A 19,521-nucleotide genomic window follows, 5' to 3' on the forward strand; every position below is an offset into this window, starting at 1 on the left:
GCTTGCGTACTCGGCGCCGCGCCTCAGAGCGCGATCGCGAAGGGGTCTTCCTTGAACCCAATTGGCAGTACCTCGGTTTCCAACAAGATGTGGAACTCGCGATAGACGCGTGACCGAATCTCGCGCACCAAAGCGCAAACATCCGCCGCCGTCGCGCCACCCGTATTCACAAACATGCCCGCGTGCTTGTGGGGCACCAGCGCGCCGCCGACGCGTACGCCCTTGCCGTCCACCGCTTCGATCAACCGCCCTGCAAAATCGTTCGGTGGACGCTTGAAGATCGAGCCGGCGCTGGGAAATTCGAGGGGCTGCTTGGCCCGTCGCAGCTTCCACACCCGTCGCATCTCGGCAATGATCTTCGCTTGCTCGCCGCGCGCCAATCGATAACGACTGTTCAACACGATGACGTCGCGAAAGGCCGGCGCTGACCGATAAGAAAAGCCCACATCGCGCTTCTCGACGGTGAGCGTGGTCAAGTCGGGACTCAGCACGTCCGCGCTCACGAACGTATCCGCGATTTCCCCGCCATAGGCACCGGCGTTCATGTACAGGCCGCCGCCGACCGTCCCCGGAATGCCGGATAGCGGCTCGATCCCCGAAAGCGCGCGCACCGCGGCGTGTGTGGTCAAGTCCAGCAGCCGGGCGCCGGGTCCGGCATGCAGAACTTCTGCGTCTGAACGGATGCCGGTCAAATCTCCGCTCGCTCTGACGACAACGGCGTCGATTCCTGCATCGGATACCAATAGGTTCGTGCCCAAGCCAAGGTAGAAGTGCGCCGCCTGCTCCTCACCGATCAGCCGGAACAGCTCCACAAGTTCCGCGATCGTGGCGGGTTCCGCGAGCAGCGCCGCCGGACCACCGATCTGAAAGCTGGTCAATGGTGCCAGCGGAATGTCGGCCCGAACCCGGCAGCGCGCGTGCCGCATGATTCGTGACCGGGAAGTGGAGTTCATGACAAGGCCTGCGAGAGTTCCTCGGAAACCCGGGTGATATTTCCCGCGCCCATGACCAATACGACGTCACCGCGCTTGATGCGAGCGAGCGCGGAGCGGGTGATGTCCGGCGTCGCCAGGATCTCGACGGAGGACGCGCCGTGCGCGCGGGCGGAATCGGCAATCAGCTCGGACGTGATTCCAACCATCGATTGCTCGCGGGCGCCGTAGATCTCGGTTAACAAAACGCGGTCGGCCAGCGCCAGCACCCGGCCAAACTCATCGAAAAAGTCCCGTGTGCGTGTGAATAGGTGCGGTTGAAACAGGGCCACGAGTCGCCGATCCGGCCAGCTCAATCGCGCCGTGCGCAACACATTCTCGACCTCGGTTGGATGGTGCGCATAATCGTCAACGATTATTACCCCGGAGAATTCGCCCTTGACTTCAAAGCGCCGCCGTACGCCGGTGAACCCGGCCAGCCCTTCGCACGCGATCGCGCGCGGAATTTCGAGTTCATCCGCCGTGGCCAGCGCAGCCAGCGCATTCAATACGTTATGCCGTCCCGGAACTTGAAGCTCAAGCGTGCTTTCCGCCAAGCGGTTCGACAAGACCCGGCAACGCGAATGCGTCCCCAAAAACGCGAGGTCCATACCACGCAACTCACTGGCTTCCGAGAAGCCGTAAGTCAGGGTTGGGCGCTTGATGCGCGGCAGTACCGACTTCACCTCGGCGTCATCGCCGTACACGATCACGGTGCCGTAAAAGGGGACCCGTGACGCGAATTCCACGAATGCATCCTTGACCCCCTCCAGATCCCCATAAGTATCGAGATGCTCCGCTTCAATCGTTGTGATCACGGCCAGAGTCGGGGAGAGCTTGAGAAACGAACGGTCGAATTCATCGGCTTCGACAACCATGTAGTCACCGATCCCGATGCGAGCGCCCGAGTCAATCGCGCGCACGATGCCGCCCACGATCAGCGTTGGGTTCCAGCCCGCGTGTTGCAGGATCGCGCCGACCATTGATGTCGTCGTCGTCTTGCCGTGTGTGCCCGCCACGGCGATTCCCGTCTTCATCCGCATCAACTCCGCCAGCATCTCGCTGCGCGGAATCGTCGGAATCCGCGCATCCCGCGCGGCGCGCAACTCGACGTTTTCCGGTCTCACTGCCGATGAATACACGATGACGTCCGCCCCAATAATCTGCTCGGCCTGATGCGCGGCGTGAATCCGCGCCCCCAGCCCCTGCAGTCGCTCGGTCACCGCTGACAGCTGCAGATCACTTCCGCTGACCGTGAAGCCGCGATTCAGCAACACCTCGGCTATGCCGCACATGCCCGCGCCGCCGATGCCAATCATGTGAACGTGCTTGATCCGGCGGAACGGACGCTGATTCGTCATGACTTGCTCGCCAATTCCATGGCAATGGCCGCGATGCGACGGGCCGCGTCCGGCTTTCCCAGACTTCGCATCGCCGCGGCCATCCCGCTCAGCCGCGCCGCGTCCCCCAGGAGTTCACTCACCGCGTGCAGTACGCGCGGACCCTCCAGTTCGCGATCCGCTATCCACGTTGCCGCGCCGACGGCCACTACCGACTGGGCATTGACGGTCTGATGATCGTCGGCCGCATGCGGATACGGAACGAGGATCGCCGGCAGACCGGCCAACGCAAGTTCGGCGAGTGTCATGGCACCCGCGCGACACACAGACAAGTCGGCCGCCGCGTACGCAGTAGCCATGTCCTCAATGAAATCCAATACGGCCAGACGCCCTGCCGTGCGAGCTTCATGAATGAACTCGCGGCTGACACTGACCGGCACGCCGGACCGTCCGGTCTGCCAGATCACGTTGTAGGTCGCGATCATTTGCGGAAGTACAGTAGCCAGCGCCTCATTCACCGAACGCGCGCCCAGCGATCCGCCGAACACAAGTAGTGTCTTTCGCGATGGATCGAGTTTCCACCGTGCAAGCGAGCTTGCGCGGTCCATCACCCTGAATTCACTGCGAACCGGATTGCCCGTGAAGACGGCCTTCGCCGATCCAAGACGCTGCCGCGAATCGTCGAACCCCACGCAAATTGCGCCGGCACCGGCCGCCAGCTTGCGTGTCGTCACTCCCGGCAAGGAGTTCTGTTCCTGAATCAATGTGGGATATCCGAGTTTCTGTGCCACAAGTAGTACCGGACCCATGACGTAACCGCCGCTGCCAATGACGATCTGCGGGCGAACCGCGCGGAGCAAGCGGTAGCACTGCCCGAAACTGACGATCAGCTTTAGTGGCAGCGCGAGATTCTTCAAGATCCGCCGGCGCGCAAATCCCGAAATCCAAATCGTCCGGAGGGCGAAGCCCGCGTGCGGAACGACCCGGTTTTCGACTCCCGCTTTGGTCCCGACGAATTGGATTTGCGCAGAAGGGTAGGACTCTTGGATCGCCTGTGCGATCGCGATTGCCGGGAAGACATGTCCGCCCGTGCCGCCCCCCGCGATCAGCACTCGAACTTCGTGCTGATTCGCTGATCCCCGCAAGTTCATGCGACCCGGCTGCCGACCGATTGCGACTGACGCGAAATGTTCAGCAGGACTCCGATGGCGCCCAGCGTCATGAGCAAGGACGATCCTCCGTACGAAAAGAGCGGCAGTGGCTGACCGGTGGCCGGCAACACGCCCATCGTCACGCCCATGTTTACGACGGCGGACAACGCCAGCGTCGCCGTGATGCCGGCCGCCACGTAATACCCAAATGTGTCGGGTGCGTTCCGCGCGATTCGCCACGCCCGACTGATCAGCAGCAAGTACATTCCGATCAGAGTCGTCGCGCCGACAAAACCCCACTCTTCGCCGACAATCGAAAAGATGAAGTCCTTGAACGGCTCCGGGAGGAAAAAGTGCTTCTGGGTTGACGCTCCCAGGCCGACGCCCGCAAGTCCGCCTTGCCCAATGCCGATCAGTGATTGTTTCACGTGATAGCTTGACTGCAGCGGGTCGAGAATCCCCGCGAAATAGGACGACAGTCGGTCATGCATATAGGGCGTGAACCAAGCCACCAGTGCGAAGACGACGATCGCGCCGAGGCCCGGCAGAATAAACGGCTTCAGCCTGACTCCCGATAGGTACAATAGTACTGCCGCCGTGCCGAGGATCAAGACCGCCATCGACAAGTTGGGTTCGAGCATCACAAGACCGAGCACGACACCCACTGTCATCAGATACCCTTGGTACAGCTTGCGCGCAGCGTGCCGGCTCTGTTGTTCCTGCGCTGAGACCCGCATGGCGAAGTAAATGATGAGCGCGAACTTGGTCAGTTCGGCCGGTTGAAAACTGATTCCGAATAGGGTCAGCCAGCGGTGGGCGGTCGCGCCGTGAGGTTGTTTCACAAAGAGCACCGCAATCAACATCAACACCGCGGCGATCACCGCCCATCGCGCAATCCGTTGCAACCAGCGATAGTCCGTGAACATCATCGCGACCAGGACCAGGGCACCCAATCCCAGCCGCGCCACGTGATTCCAGAAGATCGCCCCGATCTGTCCAAGGTGGAATTGCCACGAGTGCACGGCCGATGACGTCAGCACAAACAGCGCACCATACATCGAAATCGCCGTGGCCGCGACCAACAGCCAGATATCGTAGCCCGCGCGGCGTTCAAGCGTACGTACCGATCCGGTAGAGGATGTCGTGGGGGAGTTCATGATTCGCGTACCAGATTCTTGAATTCCGTGCCGCGCTGCTCAAAGTCTCGATACTGATCGAAAGATGCGCACCCCGGAGACAAGAGAATCGTATCTCCAGCCACCGCCTCGGAACGGGCGATCACCAATGCGCTCGCAAGATCATCCGTGGTCTTGACGGGGAATTCGTCTGGGAGTTCCTGCGACAGCTTCTGCCGGGACTCCCCGAAGGCGATGATCGATTTCAGTGGCTTGCCGAGTCGCTCGGCCAGTGGCGCAAACGACTCCGGTTTTGCACGCCCGCCAAAAAGCAGAATTACATTGCTTGCGAACGAGTCAAGCGCGGTCATGGTGGCAATCAGATTCGTGCTTTTCGAATCGTTGAAGTAGCGGATGCCCGATCGTTCAGCCACAAACTCAATGCGATGTTCCACGGCCCTGGCCGACCGAAGTCCCTGCCTGATCGCGGCCACGCTGCAGCCGAAACTCACCGCCGCCCCCGCCGCCGCCAGTGCGTTCAGTGCGTTGTGCCGACCGGGCAACGGGAATTCGTCGCGATTCAGTATGATTTCGATGTTCCCGTCGTGCGCCCAAACCAGCTTGTTCTCTTCAAGACGGAACTCTGCGTTGCCGTCCGCGCCGAAGTGTACTTTGCTTGACCCGATGCCCGCTTCCACGGACTGCACCCAGGTGTTTGCCGAGTTCAACACGGCGAATTGTGAACTGGTTTGATTCCGGAATAGCCGCGATTTCACTTCCGCGTAACTTGCCATGTCACCGTGACGATCGAGATGGTTCTCATACAGATTTAGCAACACGCCGACGTCCGGCTTGATCGTAGGACTGTACTCCAATTGATAGCTGGAAACCTCTACGACGAATACCCGGGTCTCGGGCGCGGGCAGGCGAGTTGACCACGCCGTCCCGACGTTCCCCGCCATCTCTACGTGCAAACCCGCGGCTCGCAGGATTCCGGCGATGAGATTCACCGTGGTCGTCTTGCCGTTCGAGCCCGTCACGGCGATCCACCGACCCTGCCAGACCCGCGACGCCAACTCGAGCTCCGACCAAATCGGTACCCCACGGTCCAGCCAGCGGCGTACCCACGCGTCGGGCGGCACGACGCCGGGCGAGAGAATCACCAAATCGAACTCTTCGCTCTCCAGCCGCGCATGCCCGCCCGTCTCGCAGCGGATGCCTCGGGCGATCAGCTCCTCCAAGTGATCGCCCAACTCCTGCTGCGATTTCCGATCGGAAACCAACACACTCCCGCCGAGCCGTTTGGCAAGCAGTGCGGCGCCGATGCCGCTGCGTGCCATTCCTACCACCGCCACTTGTTTGCCGCTCAGAAATCTATCCAAATTACCGTACCTTGAACATCGTCAGACTTACCAGCACTAACAGCACTTCCATGATCCAGAATCTCACCACAACTTTGGACTCGTGCCACCCCAACTGCTCAAAGTGATGATGCAGCGGTGCCATCAAGAATACCCTTCGCCCGGCGCCGTACCTTCGTTTTGTGTACTTGAAGTAGAGCCGCTGCACGATCACGCTGAGGGCCTCGATCACAAAAATGCCGCCGATTACAATCAGGAACAGCTCCTTCTTGAGCAGAATCGCCATGGTCCCCAACGCCGCGCCGAGCGCTAAGGCACCGGTGTCGCCCATGAACACCTGCGCCGGATAGCCATTGTACCACAAGAACCCAAGCCCCGCGCCGACCAGCGCCGCGCAGAATACCGTGAGCTCGCCCGCCCCCTCCAGGTAAATTACATTCAGATAGTCCGCGAACTTGACGTTTCCCGTGACATAGCTCATCGCGGCAAACGCCATCGCCGCAATCGAGATGACGCCGATGGCAAGCCCATCCAGGCCGTCCGTAAGATTCACACCGTTCGACGTTCCCGTCACGACCACCACGACCACCAGCGGATACAGGATGCCGAAGTTCAGCATCACGTTCTTCAAGAACGGGAGCGTGGTTAAGGTGATGTTCTCGGAGAAATTTAGACCGAAGACGTGGGGATAGAGCAGGATGAACACCAGAATCAGCAGGCCGAGCCCAATCTGTCCAGCCAACTTGTACTTGGCCACCAGCCCCTTCTTGATCTTCTTTACCGCCTTCAAGTAGTCGTCGAAGAAGCCGACCACCCCCATCCATAGAAACGATACCAACGTCAACAATACGTAGAAATTCGTAAGATTAGCAAAGAGCAGCGTGGGCACGGCCACGCAGAATAGAATCATCAATCCACCCATCGTCGGCGTTCCTGCCTTGGCCAGATGAGTGCGCGGACCGTCCTGGCGAATCTCCTCGCCGATCTGGTTCTGCTGTAACTTGCGGATCATCCATGGCCCGACAAGGAATGAAAGGAGCAACGCGGTCACCGCCGCAGCCGCCGAACGAAATGTGATGTAACGAAACAGATTCGCTCCGACCACCACATCCCGCAGCGACATGAACAGGTGGTATAGCATCAGGCAAACAACTTGCGCAGTTGAGGCATCAGCTGATCCAATTGCACGCTGCGTGAACCCTTGAGAAGCAGCACGTCAATCCCGTCAACCAGCCGCGGCAGACTCGCAGCCATCTCAGAAACCGACGCCGTCTCCATGGCATTGATCCCGCGCTCGGCGAGGCGTGCAGCCGCTCCGCTCCATCCGGATCCAACGAAAATGACTCGCGGAATTCCGAACGAACTCAGGTCGTTCGTCAGTCGCCGATGCTCTTCCTCCGAAAATTCGCCCAGTTCCGCCATCGTTCCAAGTATCGCCATTTTATTGCCGGAGAAGGTCGCGAGCGTTGTCAACGCTGCGCGCATACTTGCCGGATTCGCATTGTAGCTGTCGTCTAATACGCGCAAGCGGCCCAGTTGTTCGACGCGCATGCGCCCGGGTACACCCACCCAGTTCCTGACCGTATCACGACAGGCCTCCAAGGGAACTCCGAGGCTGCCCGCGATGGCGAGTCCGGCCAGCGCCGCCAGCGCGGCTGGTTGCCCCGGAATGTTCAGCTCATACGAAACGTCGCGCAGTGTAAACCTCATCCCCCCAAGCTCATTTGTGCTCCGTTCCTGCGCGCGAAAGTATTCGCCGGACCAGCCTTCGCCAGGTTCGCCAAAGCCGTAGCCAATTACCTGTCGGCACCGGCTGGACTCAATTCGGCAGAGCTCGTCGCCCGTGTGAACAAATGCCACACCCGCTTCCGCAACTGCATCATAGAGTTGGCCCTTGGTGCGCGCCACGGCGGTAAGTGTGCCGAATCCCGCCATATGTGCCCGTGCGATTGAGGTCACCAGTCCGTGAGTGGGCTGCGAGATCGCGCACAATTCCCCGATCTCGCCCGTGCGCGAAGCCCCCATTTCAACCACAAGTACTTGTTTCTCGCCGGACATTGATAAGAGGGTGAGGGGGACGCCGAGCTGGTTGTTGAGATTGCCTTCCGTGCCGCCAACATCGTATCGTACCGCAAGCAGCTTCAGCAAGATGTCCTTGGTGGACGTCTTGCCGTTTGACCCGGTAATGCCGACCACCGGCACGGAGAACTGCCGGCGCCACGCTTTACCCGCAAGTTGCAAGGATGACAGTGTATCATCGACCACGATCTGTCGATGAGCCTGCGCCGGATTTCGCGATGCCCACTGCGCGCAAACAATCGCCGACTTCGCGCCCGCGGCAAACGCGCGCTCAACGTAATCGTGCCCGTCATGCTCGCCGACCACCGCGATGAAGGTGTCCCCGGCTTGAAGCTTACGCGAGTCGTAACAGACGGGTCCCAGCGGTGCGTCTGCCATCCCGCTGGGACAACTTGCCCCAACCGCGGCGCAGAACCAACCGATCGTCGGCAGCCTCACGCGAGATATCCTGTCCGCTGCAGCCAGCCCCTCACGACTTCGCGATCGTCGAACGGATACTGCTTCCCCGCGATCTCCTGATACAATTCGTGCCCTTTTCCGGCAACGACAATCACATCTCCGGCGACAGCTTGTTGCAATGCGCTTTCGATGGCCGCCCGCCTGTCCGCGGTACGTTCGTAAGCGTATCCAGTCGGGAATCCAGCGGCGATCTCATCGAGGATTGCCTCCGGATCCTCGCTGCGGGGATTATCGCTCGTGATCCAGACCTGATCGCACCATCGCGCCGCCGTGGCGGCCAGCAACGGTCGCTTGCCCCGGTCGCGGTCACCCCCCGCGCCGAAAACCGATACGACCCGATGCGGCTTCAACGCGCGAACGGTCTGCAAGACTTTCTCGAGTGCATCGGGCGTATGTGCGTAGTCGATGATGACGGTGAACGGCGCCCGGCTCGGCACGGCTTCCGTCCGGCCCCTCGCAGCGTGAATTCCGCGCAACGACTCAACAATGGGATCGAGACTCAAACCAACTTCCCGGGCGGTCGCGATTACCGCCAGGACGTTTGACACGTTGAATCCGCCGACGAGCGGTGTCGTGACCCGCGGCGTCGATGATCCTTCTGCGAGCTCAAACTCGATCTGCCCGGCCCGCAATTCCAAGTTCGTCGCGCGATAGCGAGCGCCGGGTCCAATCCCGTAAGTGACTTTGTGGCCCGCTGCCGCCGCCAGGAATCGATCGGCCAACGGACTGTCCAAATTGATCACAGCGCTCCCGCCCGATTCCTGCTCGCGGAACAACCGTAACTTCGCGTCGATGTACCTTTCCTCAGTTCGATGGTAGTCGAGGTGATCGCGCGTGAGGTTCGTAAACACGGTGACTCGGAACGGCAACTTCCAGGTGCGCTCCAGATCAATGCCGATGGACGTTGCCTCCATCACCACATGACTGACGCCCGTTCGGATCATCTCCGCAAGGTGCGTGGCGATTACCGGGGCCTCGGGAGTCGTGCGTGATGATCCGGCAGCAAACACGCCGTACTCAACGCCCAGCGTTCCGATCACGCCGCAGTTCAGGCCGTTCGTCGCCAGCACCTGCCGCAGCACGGTTGCAACCGTCGTCTTACCGTTCGTCCCGGTCACTCCGATCAGGGTGAGCGCCCGTTCGGGATGTCCGTAAACCGCCCACGACGCTTCGGCCATCGCGCGTCGCACATTCCCGGCGACCAGAGTCGGCAATCCCGCGATCGGAGCCTGTGCCATGAGCGCGACCGCGCCGCGACTTCGCGCTTCATCCACATACCGTATGGCATCAACGTTGAGACCCGGAACCGCTACAAACAAGTCGCCGGTCCGCACCGTCCGCGAGTCGTTCGTGATCCCCGTGACCGCGACGTCCTCGCCGACCGCGCGGCAGCCCTCAATCTCACGAGCCAGCTCAGATAACCGAGGCACGTGCGATTTCCATGTCGCTCAATTTGTGATCCCGACAACTTGACAAACCGTCCCCGCCTGCACTCGCGTGCCGGCCTGGGGCGACTGCGTTTTCACAATCCGACTGCCGATCAGTTCACAGCCGAGATTGCGCCGGGAGAATTCCTGCACGGCAAGCCGCATCGGCCAACCCTCAACGCTCGGGACCGAGATCCAATTCGTATCCGTTCCGCTTTCCGGCGCTGCACTCAAGCTCGCAACCGTCGTCCCGTCCACGCTGCGCACGGGCGCCGCGGCCAGCCGCGCATCATGCGCGGCGCCGGTTGGGCCGCTGTCCGTTGTTTTAGGATTCACCAGCTCTTCAGGCGGAGTCTTGCCGCGCAGCATTCTGCTCGCGTAAACTTCTTCGACGATTGCCTTGTAAACCGGACCGGCCACCGTGGAACCGAAATACTCGCCCCGGGGATCATCGACCAACACGAGCAGCGCGTATTGCGGATCCTCGGCGGGAAAGAAGCCGACCAACGACGACACAAATCGCTTGTCGAAGTATGTATGATTGACCCGGTCAACCTTTTGCGCCGTCCCCGTCTTGGCCGCGATGCGTATTCCTTCCACTGCGGATTGCTTCGCCGTGCCGTATTCGACCACATTCTCCAGCATGTCCGTCAGCTCGTGCGCCACCGAAGGCGACACGACCTGCCGCACCGCTTCGACCGGGATTTCCTGCCGTGTGCCGTTCGGAAACTCGATCGAGCGAACCAACCTCGGCTTCATCAACAGGCCGTCGTTCGCGATGGCGGCGTATGCCATCAAAAGCTGCAACGCCGTGCAGGATACGCCGTGTCCGTAACATAAGTTCGCTTGCGTCGGACCCGACCACTTGGCCGGTCGCGGAACGACTCCCGACTGTTCGCCGAGCATCTCGACAAACGTCGGATTGCCGAACCCGAAGGCCCGAATCCGGTCGTACAGTTCCGTCGGAGTGAATCGCTGACCGATCTTGGCCGCGCCGATGTTGGACGAAAAGGCCAACACGTCGTCCACCGTGAGCGTGCCGTGGGCATGCGCATCGTGAATTGTCGCGCCGCGAACGCGATAGGAACCGCCTTCGCAATCGACCGGTGTCGTGCGCGACACGCGGCCCGCCTCCAACGCGGCCACAATCGGAATCATCTTGAACGTCGAGCCCGGCTCGTAAACGTCGGTGACCGGCCAACAGCGACGCGCCGGCAGGGTCGAGCTCTCCGGATGATTCGGATCGTACGTCGGATACGTGGACATCGACAGAATGTCTCCCGTCTTTGGATCCACCAAGATCGCACAGCCGCGCTCCATCTTGCGCTTCGAGAAATCCGCCAACATCTGCTCTTCGACAATCGTCTGCAATTGCAGATCAATCGACAGGGTGACATCGGCGCCGAAATATTCGGCGGGATATTCGTCCGCGACCGGAGCGACCGCCTTGCGCAGCGCATCGACTCGGCAGAGTTCGCGATATCCCGCGCCTGACAACACGCTGTCGTAGGCGACTTCGATCCCCTCCTGACCGCGCCCGTCCACATCCGCGAATCCGACGACGCACGCCGCCTGCACGCCGCCCGGATATGTCCGTCGCGGTTCTTCGTCAAACACCAGGCAAGCCAGATCCAGCGCTTCCAGTCGGCGTTTCAGCTGCACGTCAACCCGGCGCGCGAGGTACACAAAGCTGTCGCGACGCATCCGCTTCCGCAGTTCCGAGTCGGAGAGGTTCAGGATCGGCGCAATTCGGCCTGAGATCGCGACTCGATCCACGCCCGCGATCGGCCGAAAGCCAACCGCGTAGGTCAACGGCAACGTCGTGGCCATCGGCCAGCCGTTGACGTCCCTGATCTCCCCCCGGGCTGGCTTCTGATAGACCGCAAGCAACGACTGCTTGCGCGCAATTGCGGCCCATTTCGAGCCTTCGATCAGTTGAACCTGAACCAGCCGCGCGACGTAGCACGCGACGATGAGCAGAAGCGTCCCCGCGAGGGCGCGCTCGCGCAGCCGCTGCCGGTCGGCGTCAGTCATGGCTGGACCCCATCGTCCTGCTCTCCTGAAGTGCGCCCGGTGTGAGATCCCGGGACGAGATCACCAGTGTGCGGACCGCCGCTTCATTCTTGCGCCAGCCGCGCTGATCGCGCGCCCAGGGCTGAATCTTACTCACCGCCGTCTCGTTCTTGACCTTGCCTTCGAGATGCTTGATTTCCTTTTCCAGGAATTCGATTTGCGACCATTGCTTCGACACTTCACGATCGAGTCGCTCGTGTGACAGATTCCGCCATGCCACCGCCACAAACAGCGATCCGATCGCGACGACGCCGCCCACCAGCCAGAAGACCGGGATCTGCCGCCGCATCGGACGAATAATTCGCTTGGGTCGAAAAAAGGACATGCTGGCCGCCGCCGTGGACATCGACGCTCACTCCTCTGATTTGATCTTCTCGATTGCCCTGAGCTTCGCACTCCGCGAACGCGGGTTCCGCTCGATTTCGGTCTGACCGGGCACTACCGGCTTCTTGGTCAAAGCCCGCGCTACCCTCCCGGCGTCAAGGTCCACCGGAATCCGGATCGACGGCAGCGGCGGCGAGACCAACGACGCCATAAACTGCTTGACAATCCGGTCTTCGAGTGAATGGTAACTGATCACGACCAACCGCCCGCCGATTCGGAGTAGTCGAAACGCCCCGCGCAACCCTGCTTCGAGTTCGTCAAGTTCCCCGTTCACCGCGATCCGTAGTGCCTGAAACACGCGAGCCAGGCTCTTGACTCGTGTCGCGGGCACCGCGTTCCCAATCACCCGCTCCAATGCATCCGTCGTCCGGATCGGCGCCTCCCCCCGGGCTTTGGCGATGAAATTGGCGATGCGGCGCGCCTGAGGCTCCTCGCCGTATTCGCGAAGTAGCCTGGTGAGGTCTAGCTCGGCCAGTCTGCCCAGCAGGTCGGCCGCAGTCTCGCCGTGTGAAGGGTCCATCCGGAGGTCCAACGGGCCCGCAAAGCGGTGGCTGAATCCACGACCGGGGGTGTCGATCTGGTGAGAACTTATCCCCAAGTCCATGAGCACGCCTTCAACACCGTCGGGGAATTGGTTGGCGAGTCCGGAAATCTCCGAGAACGGCGTTTGATAGAGCAGGGGGGAGCCGGGAAGAACGGCCCGCGACTGGGCGATGGCATCGGCATCGCGGTCCAAGCCGACCAGAATTCCGGCCGGAGCAAGGCGGTCAATCACCAGCGCCGCATGGCCACCTCCGCCAACGGTCGCATCCACGTAGATACCGGACGCGTCCGTCATCAGCAGGTTCACGGCTTCAAGCGCCAGTACTGGCTCGTGGTACGGGCGGTTCACCGTGCGTGTCTTTGTCGAAGTGTGAAGACCTTGGAGTGATGTCTCCGCCCGATGCGGAGGCACAACTGGGGAAGGAATGCGAAAAACGCCCAATAACCACCGTGTTGGCACTGGACATTTCGCCGAATTGTTTCTAAATTATGTGCCGAGCAGAGAAGGTCCCCTGCAGCCCGGTTGCGGCCGGGCTGCAGAGGTATCCGCCAAACGGCGGACGGCGCAAGAAGTTTTCGGGGGAATGGCAAGCGGCCGGCCCAAAAGGGCCCCAAGTTGCCTGCGCTGGCGGGGTGTGACGGGAGCGAGCTTGGTCAGGTCTATCACGAAGCGGCGGCAGCCGCGAGCATAAAGATGACTCAGAATCGCCCGTATCTGGAGCATCCCGGACGACTGAAGTTGGCCGCCGAGACTGATGATCGCTGAACTCTGTTCCTGATGAACGGTCGCATGAAGACCCATGCTATCGCGGTTCCTTTCCATTACTCCCATGGCCGGTGTCGATCACGCGCTGCCAAGCCTCACCTGCATTGATCCCGATCTGTCCGCGGTGAGTCCCGAACGCCCCGGCGTCCCAAACTGTGAAGTGCGTCCGGCGGCCCATGAATACGACGTCTTTGCCGATTCCCGCCTGCTTCAGGATTCCCTGCGGCAGCGTGATTCGGCCCTGATTGTCCAATTGACGGTACACGGCCTCTCCAAACAGCAGCGTGTCCCGCTCCAAATTGCTGAATGATGCGAATTGGGCCGAGTCGGACTCGACCTTTTCCCACATCGCATTGAAGAAGTCCAACGGAAAGGCGTTCAGGAAATTGCGGGTCCCGAGGGTGAACACAAGATACCCATCGCATTCCGGAGGCAGGGCGTGACGATAGTCCGCTGGAATACTCAAGCGGCCCTTGTCATCTACCGAACCCGGGAAATTGCTTAGAAAAGGTAGCTTCAAACCAGTCGATAAACCACTTTCATCCACTCCGGCCCACTTTAGGACGATTCGTGCCTAAATATAGGTGAGGAATCCCATCGAGTCAAGCACAATTTTCGTCATAAATATCTGCCCTGCGTTGACTTCTCTCACGTAACTTTAGAAAATCATTAACTATGCCGGACAGCACTCAGGCTCTACTCTATCCCTAAGAGGTTATCACCTCTTTTTTTTGTATCTTGCCTCGCATGGCGGCGAGAGTGAGGAACATTTCGATTACCCAGCGAATCTCATGGACAGCAGCCCCTGAGTTTCCAGCGTCGATCCACCATGTCGGACTCCTCCGGCCCGCGAATAAGTCCGAAGGTCCGAATCCAAGCATATCTATCTATGAACGTCCGTTCACCCGCGCGACAATTCGACCTCTAATGAGTCTCTCCGTTCCACCCCGACAAACCATGAGTCTTTTCAGCGACCGCAAACTGACGAGCCTTCTCCTCGGCCTGCTCCTGACCGGCTTTACCGGTCCTCTCGGCTGCAAGCACGCGGACTCCACGGCGGCCAAACTTCGCACCGCCGTCGTCGAACGGGGCGACATCGTTCAAACCGTTGTGGCGACCGGACGCGTCCGGCCGCTCCAGCAAATCGAAATCCGCTCCAAGTCTGGTGGCACGGTCCGAAAGCTGTATGTAGAGGAAGGCGACTTTGTCGAAAAGGGCCAAAAGCTGTTTGAAATCTCCCCGGAATCCTCCCCGTCGGAGCAGGTCCGCGCCCGCGAAGATCTGCGAAATGCCGAGGTCCAGGTCCGCGAGACCGAGGACAAGCTGCGTATTGCCAAGGAACTTTTCGACAAAAGCCTCTCGCCGGAACAAGATTACCTCGAGGCTCAGCGCGCCGTCGATCGGGCCCATGCCCGACTGGCCGCCGCTGAGGCCGAATGGGCGTTGATCCAGCGCGAGCAGCTCGGAGAGTCGCAATCGGAGGACAAGAATCTCGATATCGTGCGGACTAGCACTACCGTACTCGCCCCGATCAGCGGCCTGATCTTCACCCGTGAAATCGACGAAGGTGCCAGCGTCACGCCCACCACCTCGGCCTCGGGGGGGACCGTGGTGATGACCATGGGCGACGATGAAAAACTCGAATTCCGCGGGGACATTGATGAGGCCGATGTCGGCAAGATGCGGCTTGGTATAGACGTCGCGGTTACCGTTCAGGCCTTTCCCGGTAAGCCCTTCACCGGAACGATCACGCATATTTCACCGGTGGGCAAGTTGGATGCGGACGAGGATCGGCAAACCGTGTTCGGTGTACGCGCGCGGGTCGAAAACCCCGAGAAGCTCCTGCGCGTGGGGATGAGTGCGACCGCCAAGATCGTCGTGGACGAAAGCAAAGACGTACCAATTGTCGACGAAATCGCGCTTGTCTTTCAGGGCGACTCCACCTTCGTTCGGATCGTCGAAGATTCAGCCCTGGCCAAGACTCGCCTGCAAGTCGTGAAACTGGGCATCTCCAACGGGATTCGCGCCTCCATTTCCGAGGGACTTAGCGGCGGCGAAGTGGTCAGTCTCGGCAACAGCGATGAGGACAAGAAAAAGCGCTAATGGGCTTCGTTGAACTCATCCGCCAGGTGGTCGCAAACCTCCGCGCCAATAAGTTGCGCAGCACCCTGACCATGTTCGGGATTACGTGGGGGATCGCCTCCGTCATGTTGTTGTCCGGTATTGCCAGCGGGTTCAAGGTCGAGCAACAGAAGAACTTCAAGGCACTCGGCAACGATGTCGTGATTGCCTGGGGCGGCAATCGCTCCATTTCAGTCGGCACGAACAAGAAGGGCGATCGTGTCCGCTGGAATGAAACATCCATCGAGGCTCTGAAGGCGAAGGCTCAGTACTTCCGGTTCAGTCCCGAACTCTCCAGTTGGAGCACGGTCATGCGCGCCGGACCGCGTGTGTTTAGCACCCGGCTGGTCGGCGTCGCACCCGAATTCGGCGAGATCCGCAATATCAGTCCTGACCATGGACGGTGGTTGAACCAGCGCGACGCCGATGAGTTGCGCCGCGTCTGTGTCATTGGTGACGAGGTCCGCAAGAAGCTGTTCGGAGCGGAGGCTGACCCCTTGCATCAGACCATGCTGATCGCGGGCCGCGAGTTTCTAATTGTCGGCTGGAAATCGGATAAAGAGCAGGACCGCTACTATATGGGCGGCCCGGACAACGAACTGGTCTTCGTTCCCTACACTACGCACATGGCGATGACGGACCGACGCTGGTTCGGGAACATCGTCTTTGCTCCGAATCGGGTCGAAGATCACGATCTCGCCGTTCACGAATTTCGCTCGATTCTTGGCAATACCCACAAGTTCGATCCGACGGACGAAGAAGCCATCCGCATGTGGGACACCGTCGAAGATGCCAAGACGACGCTTCAGCTCTTTGATGCCATCAATATGTTGATGGTCGCCATCGGCGGGATTACGCTCATGATCGGCGGGCTCGGTGTCATGAACATCATGCTCGTCTCCGTCGTCGAACGCACCCGCGAAATCGGTGTGCGCCGAGCCATTGGCGCCCGCCGGGGTGACATTGTGCGACACTTCTTCCTGGAAGCCCTGGCGATCACCGCCTTCGCGGGCTCGGCCGGGATTGTCCTCGGTTGGGGACTGATAAAGCTGCTCCAAAATGTCAAAATGCCGGAAGGATTTCCGGCACCGGCATTGCTACCCATCACGATGATTGTCTCCGTGGCCATGATCGGCCTTGTCACGCTGCTCTCGGGTCTCTATCCCGCCTTTCGCGCTGCTAAAGTTGACCCCATCGAGGCCCTACGCTATGAGTAGACTTGCCGCGGTTCTGCTGCCCGTGCTGCTCCTGTCCGGCTGCATGAACGATGACGGCGGCGGAAGCGCGCATTGGGTAACTGCCGTACTCCTCGACAATGGCTCCGCTCCGGCGGCCGATTCCGCCGGTTGGCGTGTGCTGTTTTCCCGGGAAGATGGTGCGGCCGGGCTGTACCTGTACGACTACAACTTCGGCAGCGTCCGCCACATCCGCGTCGGAGCGGATCTCGTCACGCGCACCGACTACGCGTGGGCCCATCACGGCGACCGCGTCTGCGTCTCCACCCCGGCCGACGGAATCTATGTCTGCAATGCAGTCGACTCGACGGACCAGCTGCACGTCTGGTCCATCGGCGCCCATCCGCGCTTCTTGCCCGGAGATTCGCTGATTGTCTGTGCCGGTCCGGAAGACGGCAGCGCCAATCAGGGGGTTCGGATCATGGCTCTCGATGGCTCGCTGCGTCAGCAACTCACGACATTCGGCAGCAGTCCCGAACCCTCCCCTGACGGACACAAAGTCGCTTTCCTCGCGCTGTCCGGAAGCTCGCTCGGGCGCACGCTGATCGTGTACAATCGCGTCACGCAGATCTTCGACACGCTCGGACAGCAAGTGTTGAGCTATGCTTGGCTCGGTGACTCGGAGATGATGGCTTACGAAGGTCAGGACTCGCTGCGCTCGGGCATCTACCTGGCAGCGCTCGGGAACCCGATTCCCGTGCGCCTTGCTGACGGCACGCACCCCTCGTCGTGGCCACATTCCAACGACTTCGTTTTCGCGACGGCGGAGGAGGGCGTCAGCACCGGGATTCGCCTACGGCTCGCCAACGGAACCATCGAAAGTGTCACCGATTTCGGATCCGCGCCCCGCATGATCGATCCGTTTCGGCTGCTGTTTCAGTCCGCGGGCAGTCTCCACCAAGCCGCCTACTTCATTCCGCTCTGACATCGCGCCAATGCTCAATCACAAAACCCGCCTCCCGGCGGGTTTTGTGATTCGACTCTGATCCAAGCGCGCAGCCAGCGCGTCAGTAATGCGTGATCACCGTCCGTGGATCGTCGGACTCCCCGTTTACAAACTTGCGCACCAGTTCATTTGAGGAGTTCTGCGTCTCCGCGGGAGTCCCTGAATGCACGACCCGTCCGTCGTGCAGCATGATGATCCGACTCGATACCTTGTACGCCGACACCATATCGTGGGTCACCACAATCGTCGTCACGTCCAATTCCTGATTCATCTGGATGATCAGATCGTTGATCGAGTCCGCCGTGATCGGATCGAGTCCCGTTGTCGGTTCATCATACAGGATATAGCGCGGCCGCATCGCAATCGCCCGCGCCAATCCCACGCGCTTCTTCATACCGCCCGAGAGCTCCGCCGGTTTCAGCTTCCGCGTGTTGGGCAGCCCGACGTGCGCCAGGCACTCATCCACCGTTCGATCGATCTCGGAGGGGGATGCCAACTTGTGCATGTGCAATGCCAAGCCCACGTTCTCCTCAACCGTCATGGAATCCCACAACGCCGCGCCCTGAAACAGTACGCCGAACTTCTTCCGCTGTTCGTACAGTTCCTTCCGTTTCGCATGCACGATCGAATGCCCGTCCACGAGAATCTCACCCGCGTCAGGCTTCAATAGACCGACCAGGTGTTTGAGCAAGACCGACTTGCCGCACCCGGATCGACCGATGATCGTGATGGATTCCCCGGTCTCCACCGTCAGACTTACGCCGCGCAATACCGGCGTGTCCCCGAAGGAGCGCTCAAGTTCGCGTACTTCAATCATCAGAATAGCATCATCGCAAGTATGAAATCCAGCGACAGAATCGCCAGACACGCGGTCACGAACGCGAGAATCGTGGACATCCCGACGCCCTCCGCGCCGCCCTCCGTGCGAAATCCGATGTAACAACCCACCATCGCCGCGCTCATGCCGAAAAACACCGATTTGATTAACCCGGCGATTACGTCGTAAACGTAAAAGAAATTCGGAATCAGTCCCCAGAACTGATTCGAGGTCATATTCAGAAACGTCGTGCACACAAACGCCGCACCCAGTACCGCCACAAAATTCGCCTGAATCACGAGAATCGGCATCATCACCGTCATCGCGGCGATGCGCGGGACCGCCAGATATCGCACGCTCGAGATCGCCATCGACTCCAAGGCGTCGATCTGCTCCGTCACCTTCATCGTGCCCAATTCCGCCGCAATCGAGGCCGACACTCGCCCCGCGATCACCAGCGCCGTCAAGACAGGCCCCAGCTCGAGCACAATTGCCTTGAAGGTCGCCGGCCCGATCAAATCAAATGGTAAGTACCCTTCGAGCTGATAGTGGCCCTGCCAGCCCGAGACCGCGCCGGTGAACGCACCCACGGTCAACACCAACGGCATGCTTTCGATGCCCAACCTTCGACACTGTGCGATGAACAGGTGCCGCTCAACGAACACGCCGTTGATCTCGGCGATCACACGACCCATCAACTGGCCGAAGCGACCAAACTCGCCGACAAATCGAA

The 19,521-nt window shown here is 60.4% G+C and carries 18 protein-coding genes; 4 read left to right on the forward strand and 14 right to left on the reverse strand.

Features of this window, described 5'->3' with window-relative positions:
• Nucleotides 1–23: 23 nt before the first annotated feature.
• Genes murB through rsmH form a run of 11 tightly spaced genes read right to left on the reverse strand, consistent with a single transcriptional unit; the run spans nucleotide 24 to nucleotide 13,252 of the window.
• Nucleotides 24–953: a UDP-N-acetylmuramate dehydrogenase gene (gene murB, locus HZB60_08865; GenBank protein ID MBI5059871.1), complete on the reverse strand. Its 930-nt coding sequence runs from the start codon at nucleotides 951–953 to the stop codon at nucleotides 24–26.
• Complete coding sequence (locus HZB60_08870) at nucleotides 950–2,332, reverse strand: UDP-N-acetylmuramate--L-alanine ligase (GenBank protein MBI5059872.1); 1,383 nt, start codon at nucleotides 2,330–2,332, stop codon at nucleotides 950–952. The genes murB and HZB60_08870 overlap by 4 nt, the downstream gene beginning before the upstream one ends.
• Nucleotides 2,329–3,462 (reverse strand): undecaprenyldiphospho-muramoylpentapeptide beta-N-acetylglucosaminyltransferase, encoded by a 1,134-nt coding sequence (murG, locus tag HZB60_08875; protein ID MBI5059873.1) that lies wholly within the window; start codon nucleotides 3,460–3,462, stop codon nucleotides 2,329–2,331. Before murG ends, HZB60_08870 begins: the two co-directional genes overlap by 4 nt.
• Entirely contained in the window at nucleotides 3,459–4,619 is a 1,161-nt protein-coding gene (locus tag HZB60_08880; protein MBI5059874.1) for a cell division protein FtsW, read from the reverse strand. Before HZB60_08880 ends, murG begins: the two co-directional genes overlap by 4 nt.
• A complete protein-coding gene (murD, locus tag HZB60_08885) occupies nucleotides 4,616–5,959 on the reverse strand; it encodes a UDP-N-acetylmuramoyl-L-alanine--D-glutamate ligase (GenBank protein ID MBI5059875.1) in 1,344 nt (447 codons plus the stop codon). The genes HZB60_08880 and murD overlap by 4 nt, the downstream gene beginning before the upstream one ends.
• 1 nt (nucleotide 5,960) lies before the next feature.
• The gene (locus tag HZB60_08890) at nucleotides 5,961–7,079 is read right to left on the reverse strand and encodes a phospho-N-acetylmuramoyl-pentapeptide-transferase (protein ID MBI5059876.1); all 1,119 of its coding nucleotides are present in this window, start codon (nucleotides 7,077–7,079) and stop codon (nucleotides 5,961–5,963) included.
• A complete protein-coding gene (gene murF / locus HZB60_08895; protein ID MBI5059877.1) occupies nucleotides 7,079–8,455 on the reverse strand; it encodes a UDP-N-acetylmuramoyl-tripeptide--D-alanyl-D-alanine ligase in 1,377 nt (458 codons plus the stop codon). The genes HZB60_08890 and murF overlap by 1 nt, the downstream gene beginning before the upstream one ends.
• Nucleotides 8,452–9,906 (reverse strand): UDP-N-acetylmuramoyl-L-alanyl-D-glutamate--2,6-diaminopimelate ligase, encoded by a 1,455-nt coding sequence (locus HZB60_08900; protein ID MBI5059878.1) that lies wholly within the window; start codon nucleotides 9,904–9,906, stop codon nucleotides 8,452–8,454. Before HZB60_08900 ends, murF begins: the two co-directional genes overlap by 4 nt.
• Before the next feature lie 18 nt (nucleotides 9,907–9,924).
• Entirely contained in the window at nucleotides 9,925–11,937 is a 2,013-nt protein-coding gene (locus HZB60_08905; GenBank protein ID MBI5059879.1) for a serine hydrolase, read from the reverse strand.
• A complete protein-coding gene (locus HZB60_08910) occupies nucleotides 11,930–12,322 on the reverse strand; it encodes a hypothetical protein (GenBank protein MBI5059880.1) in 393 nt (130 codons plus the stop codon). Before HZB60_08910 ends, HZB60_08905 begins: the two co-directional genes overlap by 8 nt.
• 6 nt (nucleotides 12,323–12,328) lie before the next feature.
• Nucleotides 12,329–13,252 carry a 16S rRNA (cytosine(1402)-N(4))-methyltransferase RsmH gene (gene rsmH, locus HZB60_08915; GenBank protein ID MBI5059881.1) on the reverse strand — a complete coding sequence of 308 codons (924 nt, stop codon included), beginning with the start codon at nucleotides 13,250–13,252 and terminating at the stop codon, nucleotides 12,329–12,331.
• Between the two features lie 267 nt (nucleotides 13,253–13,519).
• Between rsmH and HZB60_08920 the strand changes: the two genes are divergently transcribed.
• The gene (locus HZB60_08920; GenBank protein ID MBI5059882.1) at nucleotides 13,520–13,669 is read left to right on the forward strand and encodes a hypothetical protein; all 150 of its coding nucleotides are present in this window, start codon (nucleotides 13,520–13,522) and stop codon (nucleotides 13,667–13,669) included.
• Nucleotides 13,670–13,706: 37 nt separating this feature from the next.
• Here HZB60_08920 and HZB60_08925 read toward each other — a convergent pair whose 3' ends face one another.
• Nucleotides 13,707–14,135 carry a hypothetical protein gene (locus tag HZB60_08925; GenBank protein MBI5059883.1) on the reverse strand — a complete coding sequence of 143 codons (429 nt, stop codon included), beginning with the start codon at nucleotides 14,133–14,135 and terminating at the stop codon, nucleotides 13,707–13,709.
• Between the two features lie 491 nt (nucleotides 14,136–14,626).
• On the opposite strand from HZB60_08925, the gene HZB60_08930 reads away from it, so the two are divergent.
• From HZB60_08930 to HZB60_08940, 3 genes are read left to right on the forward strand one after another with little or no spacing between them, the layout of a single operon-like run.
• Nucleotides 14,627–15,772: an efflux RND transporter periplasmic adaptor subunit gene (locus HZB60_08930; protein ID MBI5059884.1), complete on the forward strand. Its 1,146-nt coding sequence runs from the start codon at nucleotides 14,627–14,629 to the stop codon at nucleotides 15,770–15,772.
• A complete protein-coding gene (locus HZB60_08935) occupies nucleotides 15,772–17,007 on the forward strand; it encodes an ABC transporter permease (protein ID MBI5059885.1) in 1,236 nt (411 codons plus the stop codon). Before HZB60_08930 ends, HZB60_08935 begins: the two co-directional genes overlap by 1 nt.
• A complete protein-coding gene (locus tag HZB60_08940; protein ID MBI5059886.1) occupies nucleotides 17,000–17,950 on the forward strand; it encodes a hypothetical protein in 951 nt (316 codons plus the stop codon). The genes HZB60_08935 and HZB60_08940 overlap by 8 nt, the downstream gene beginning before the upstream one ends.
• 82 nt (nucleotides 17,951–18,032) lie before the next feature.
• Here HZB60_08940 and HZB60_08945 read toward each other — a convergent pair whose 3' ends face one another.
• Together HZB60_08945 and HZB60_08950 are read right to left on the reverse strand one after the other, a co-directional pair.
• The gene (locus HZB60_08945) at nucleotides 18,033–18,788 is read right to left on the reverse strand and encodes an ABC transporter ATP-binding protein (GenBank protein ID MBI5059887.1); all 756 of its coding nucleotides are present in this window, start codon (nucleotides 18,786–18,788) and stop codon (nucleotides 18,033–18,035) included.
• Nucleotides 18,788–19,483 carry an ABC transporter permease gene (locus tag HZB60_08950; GenBank protein MBI5059888.1) on the reverse strand — a complete coding sequence of 232 codons (696 nt, stop codon included), beginning with the start codon at nucleotides 19,481–19,483 and terminating at the stop codon, nucleotides 18,788–18,790. Before HZB60_08950 ends, HZB60_08945 begins: the two co-directional genes overlap by 1 nt.
• Between the last annotated feature and the right edge of the window lie 38 nt (nucleotides 19,484–19,521).

The sequence above is a fragment of the candidate division KSB1 bacterium genome, from assembly GCA_016214895.1.
Lineage (GTDB): Bacteria > Electryoneota > RPQS01 > RPQS01 > RPQS01 > JACRMR01.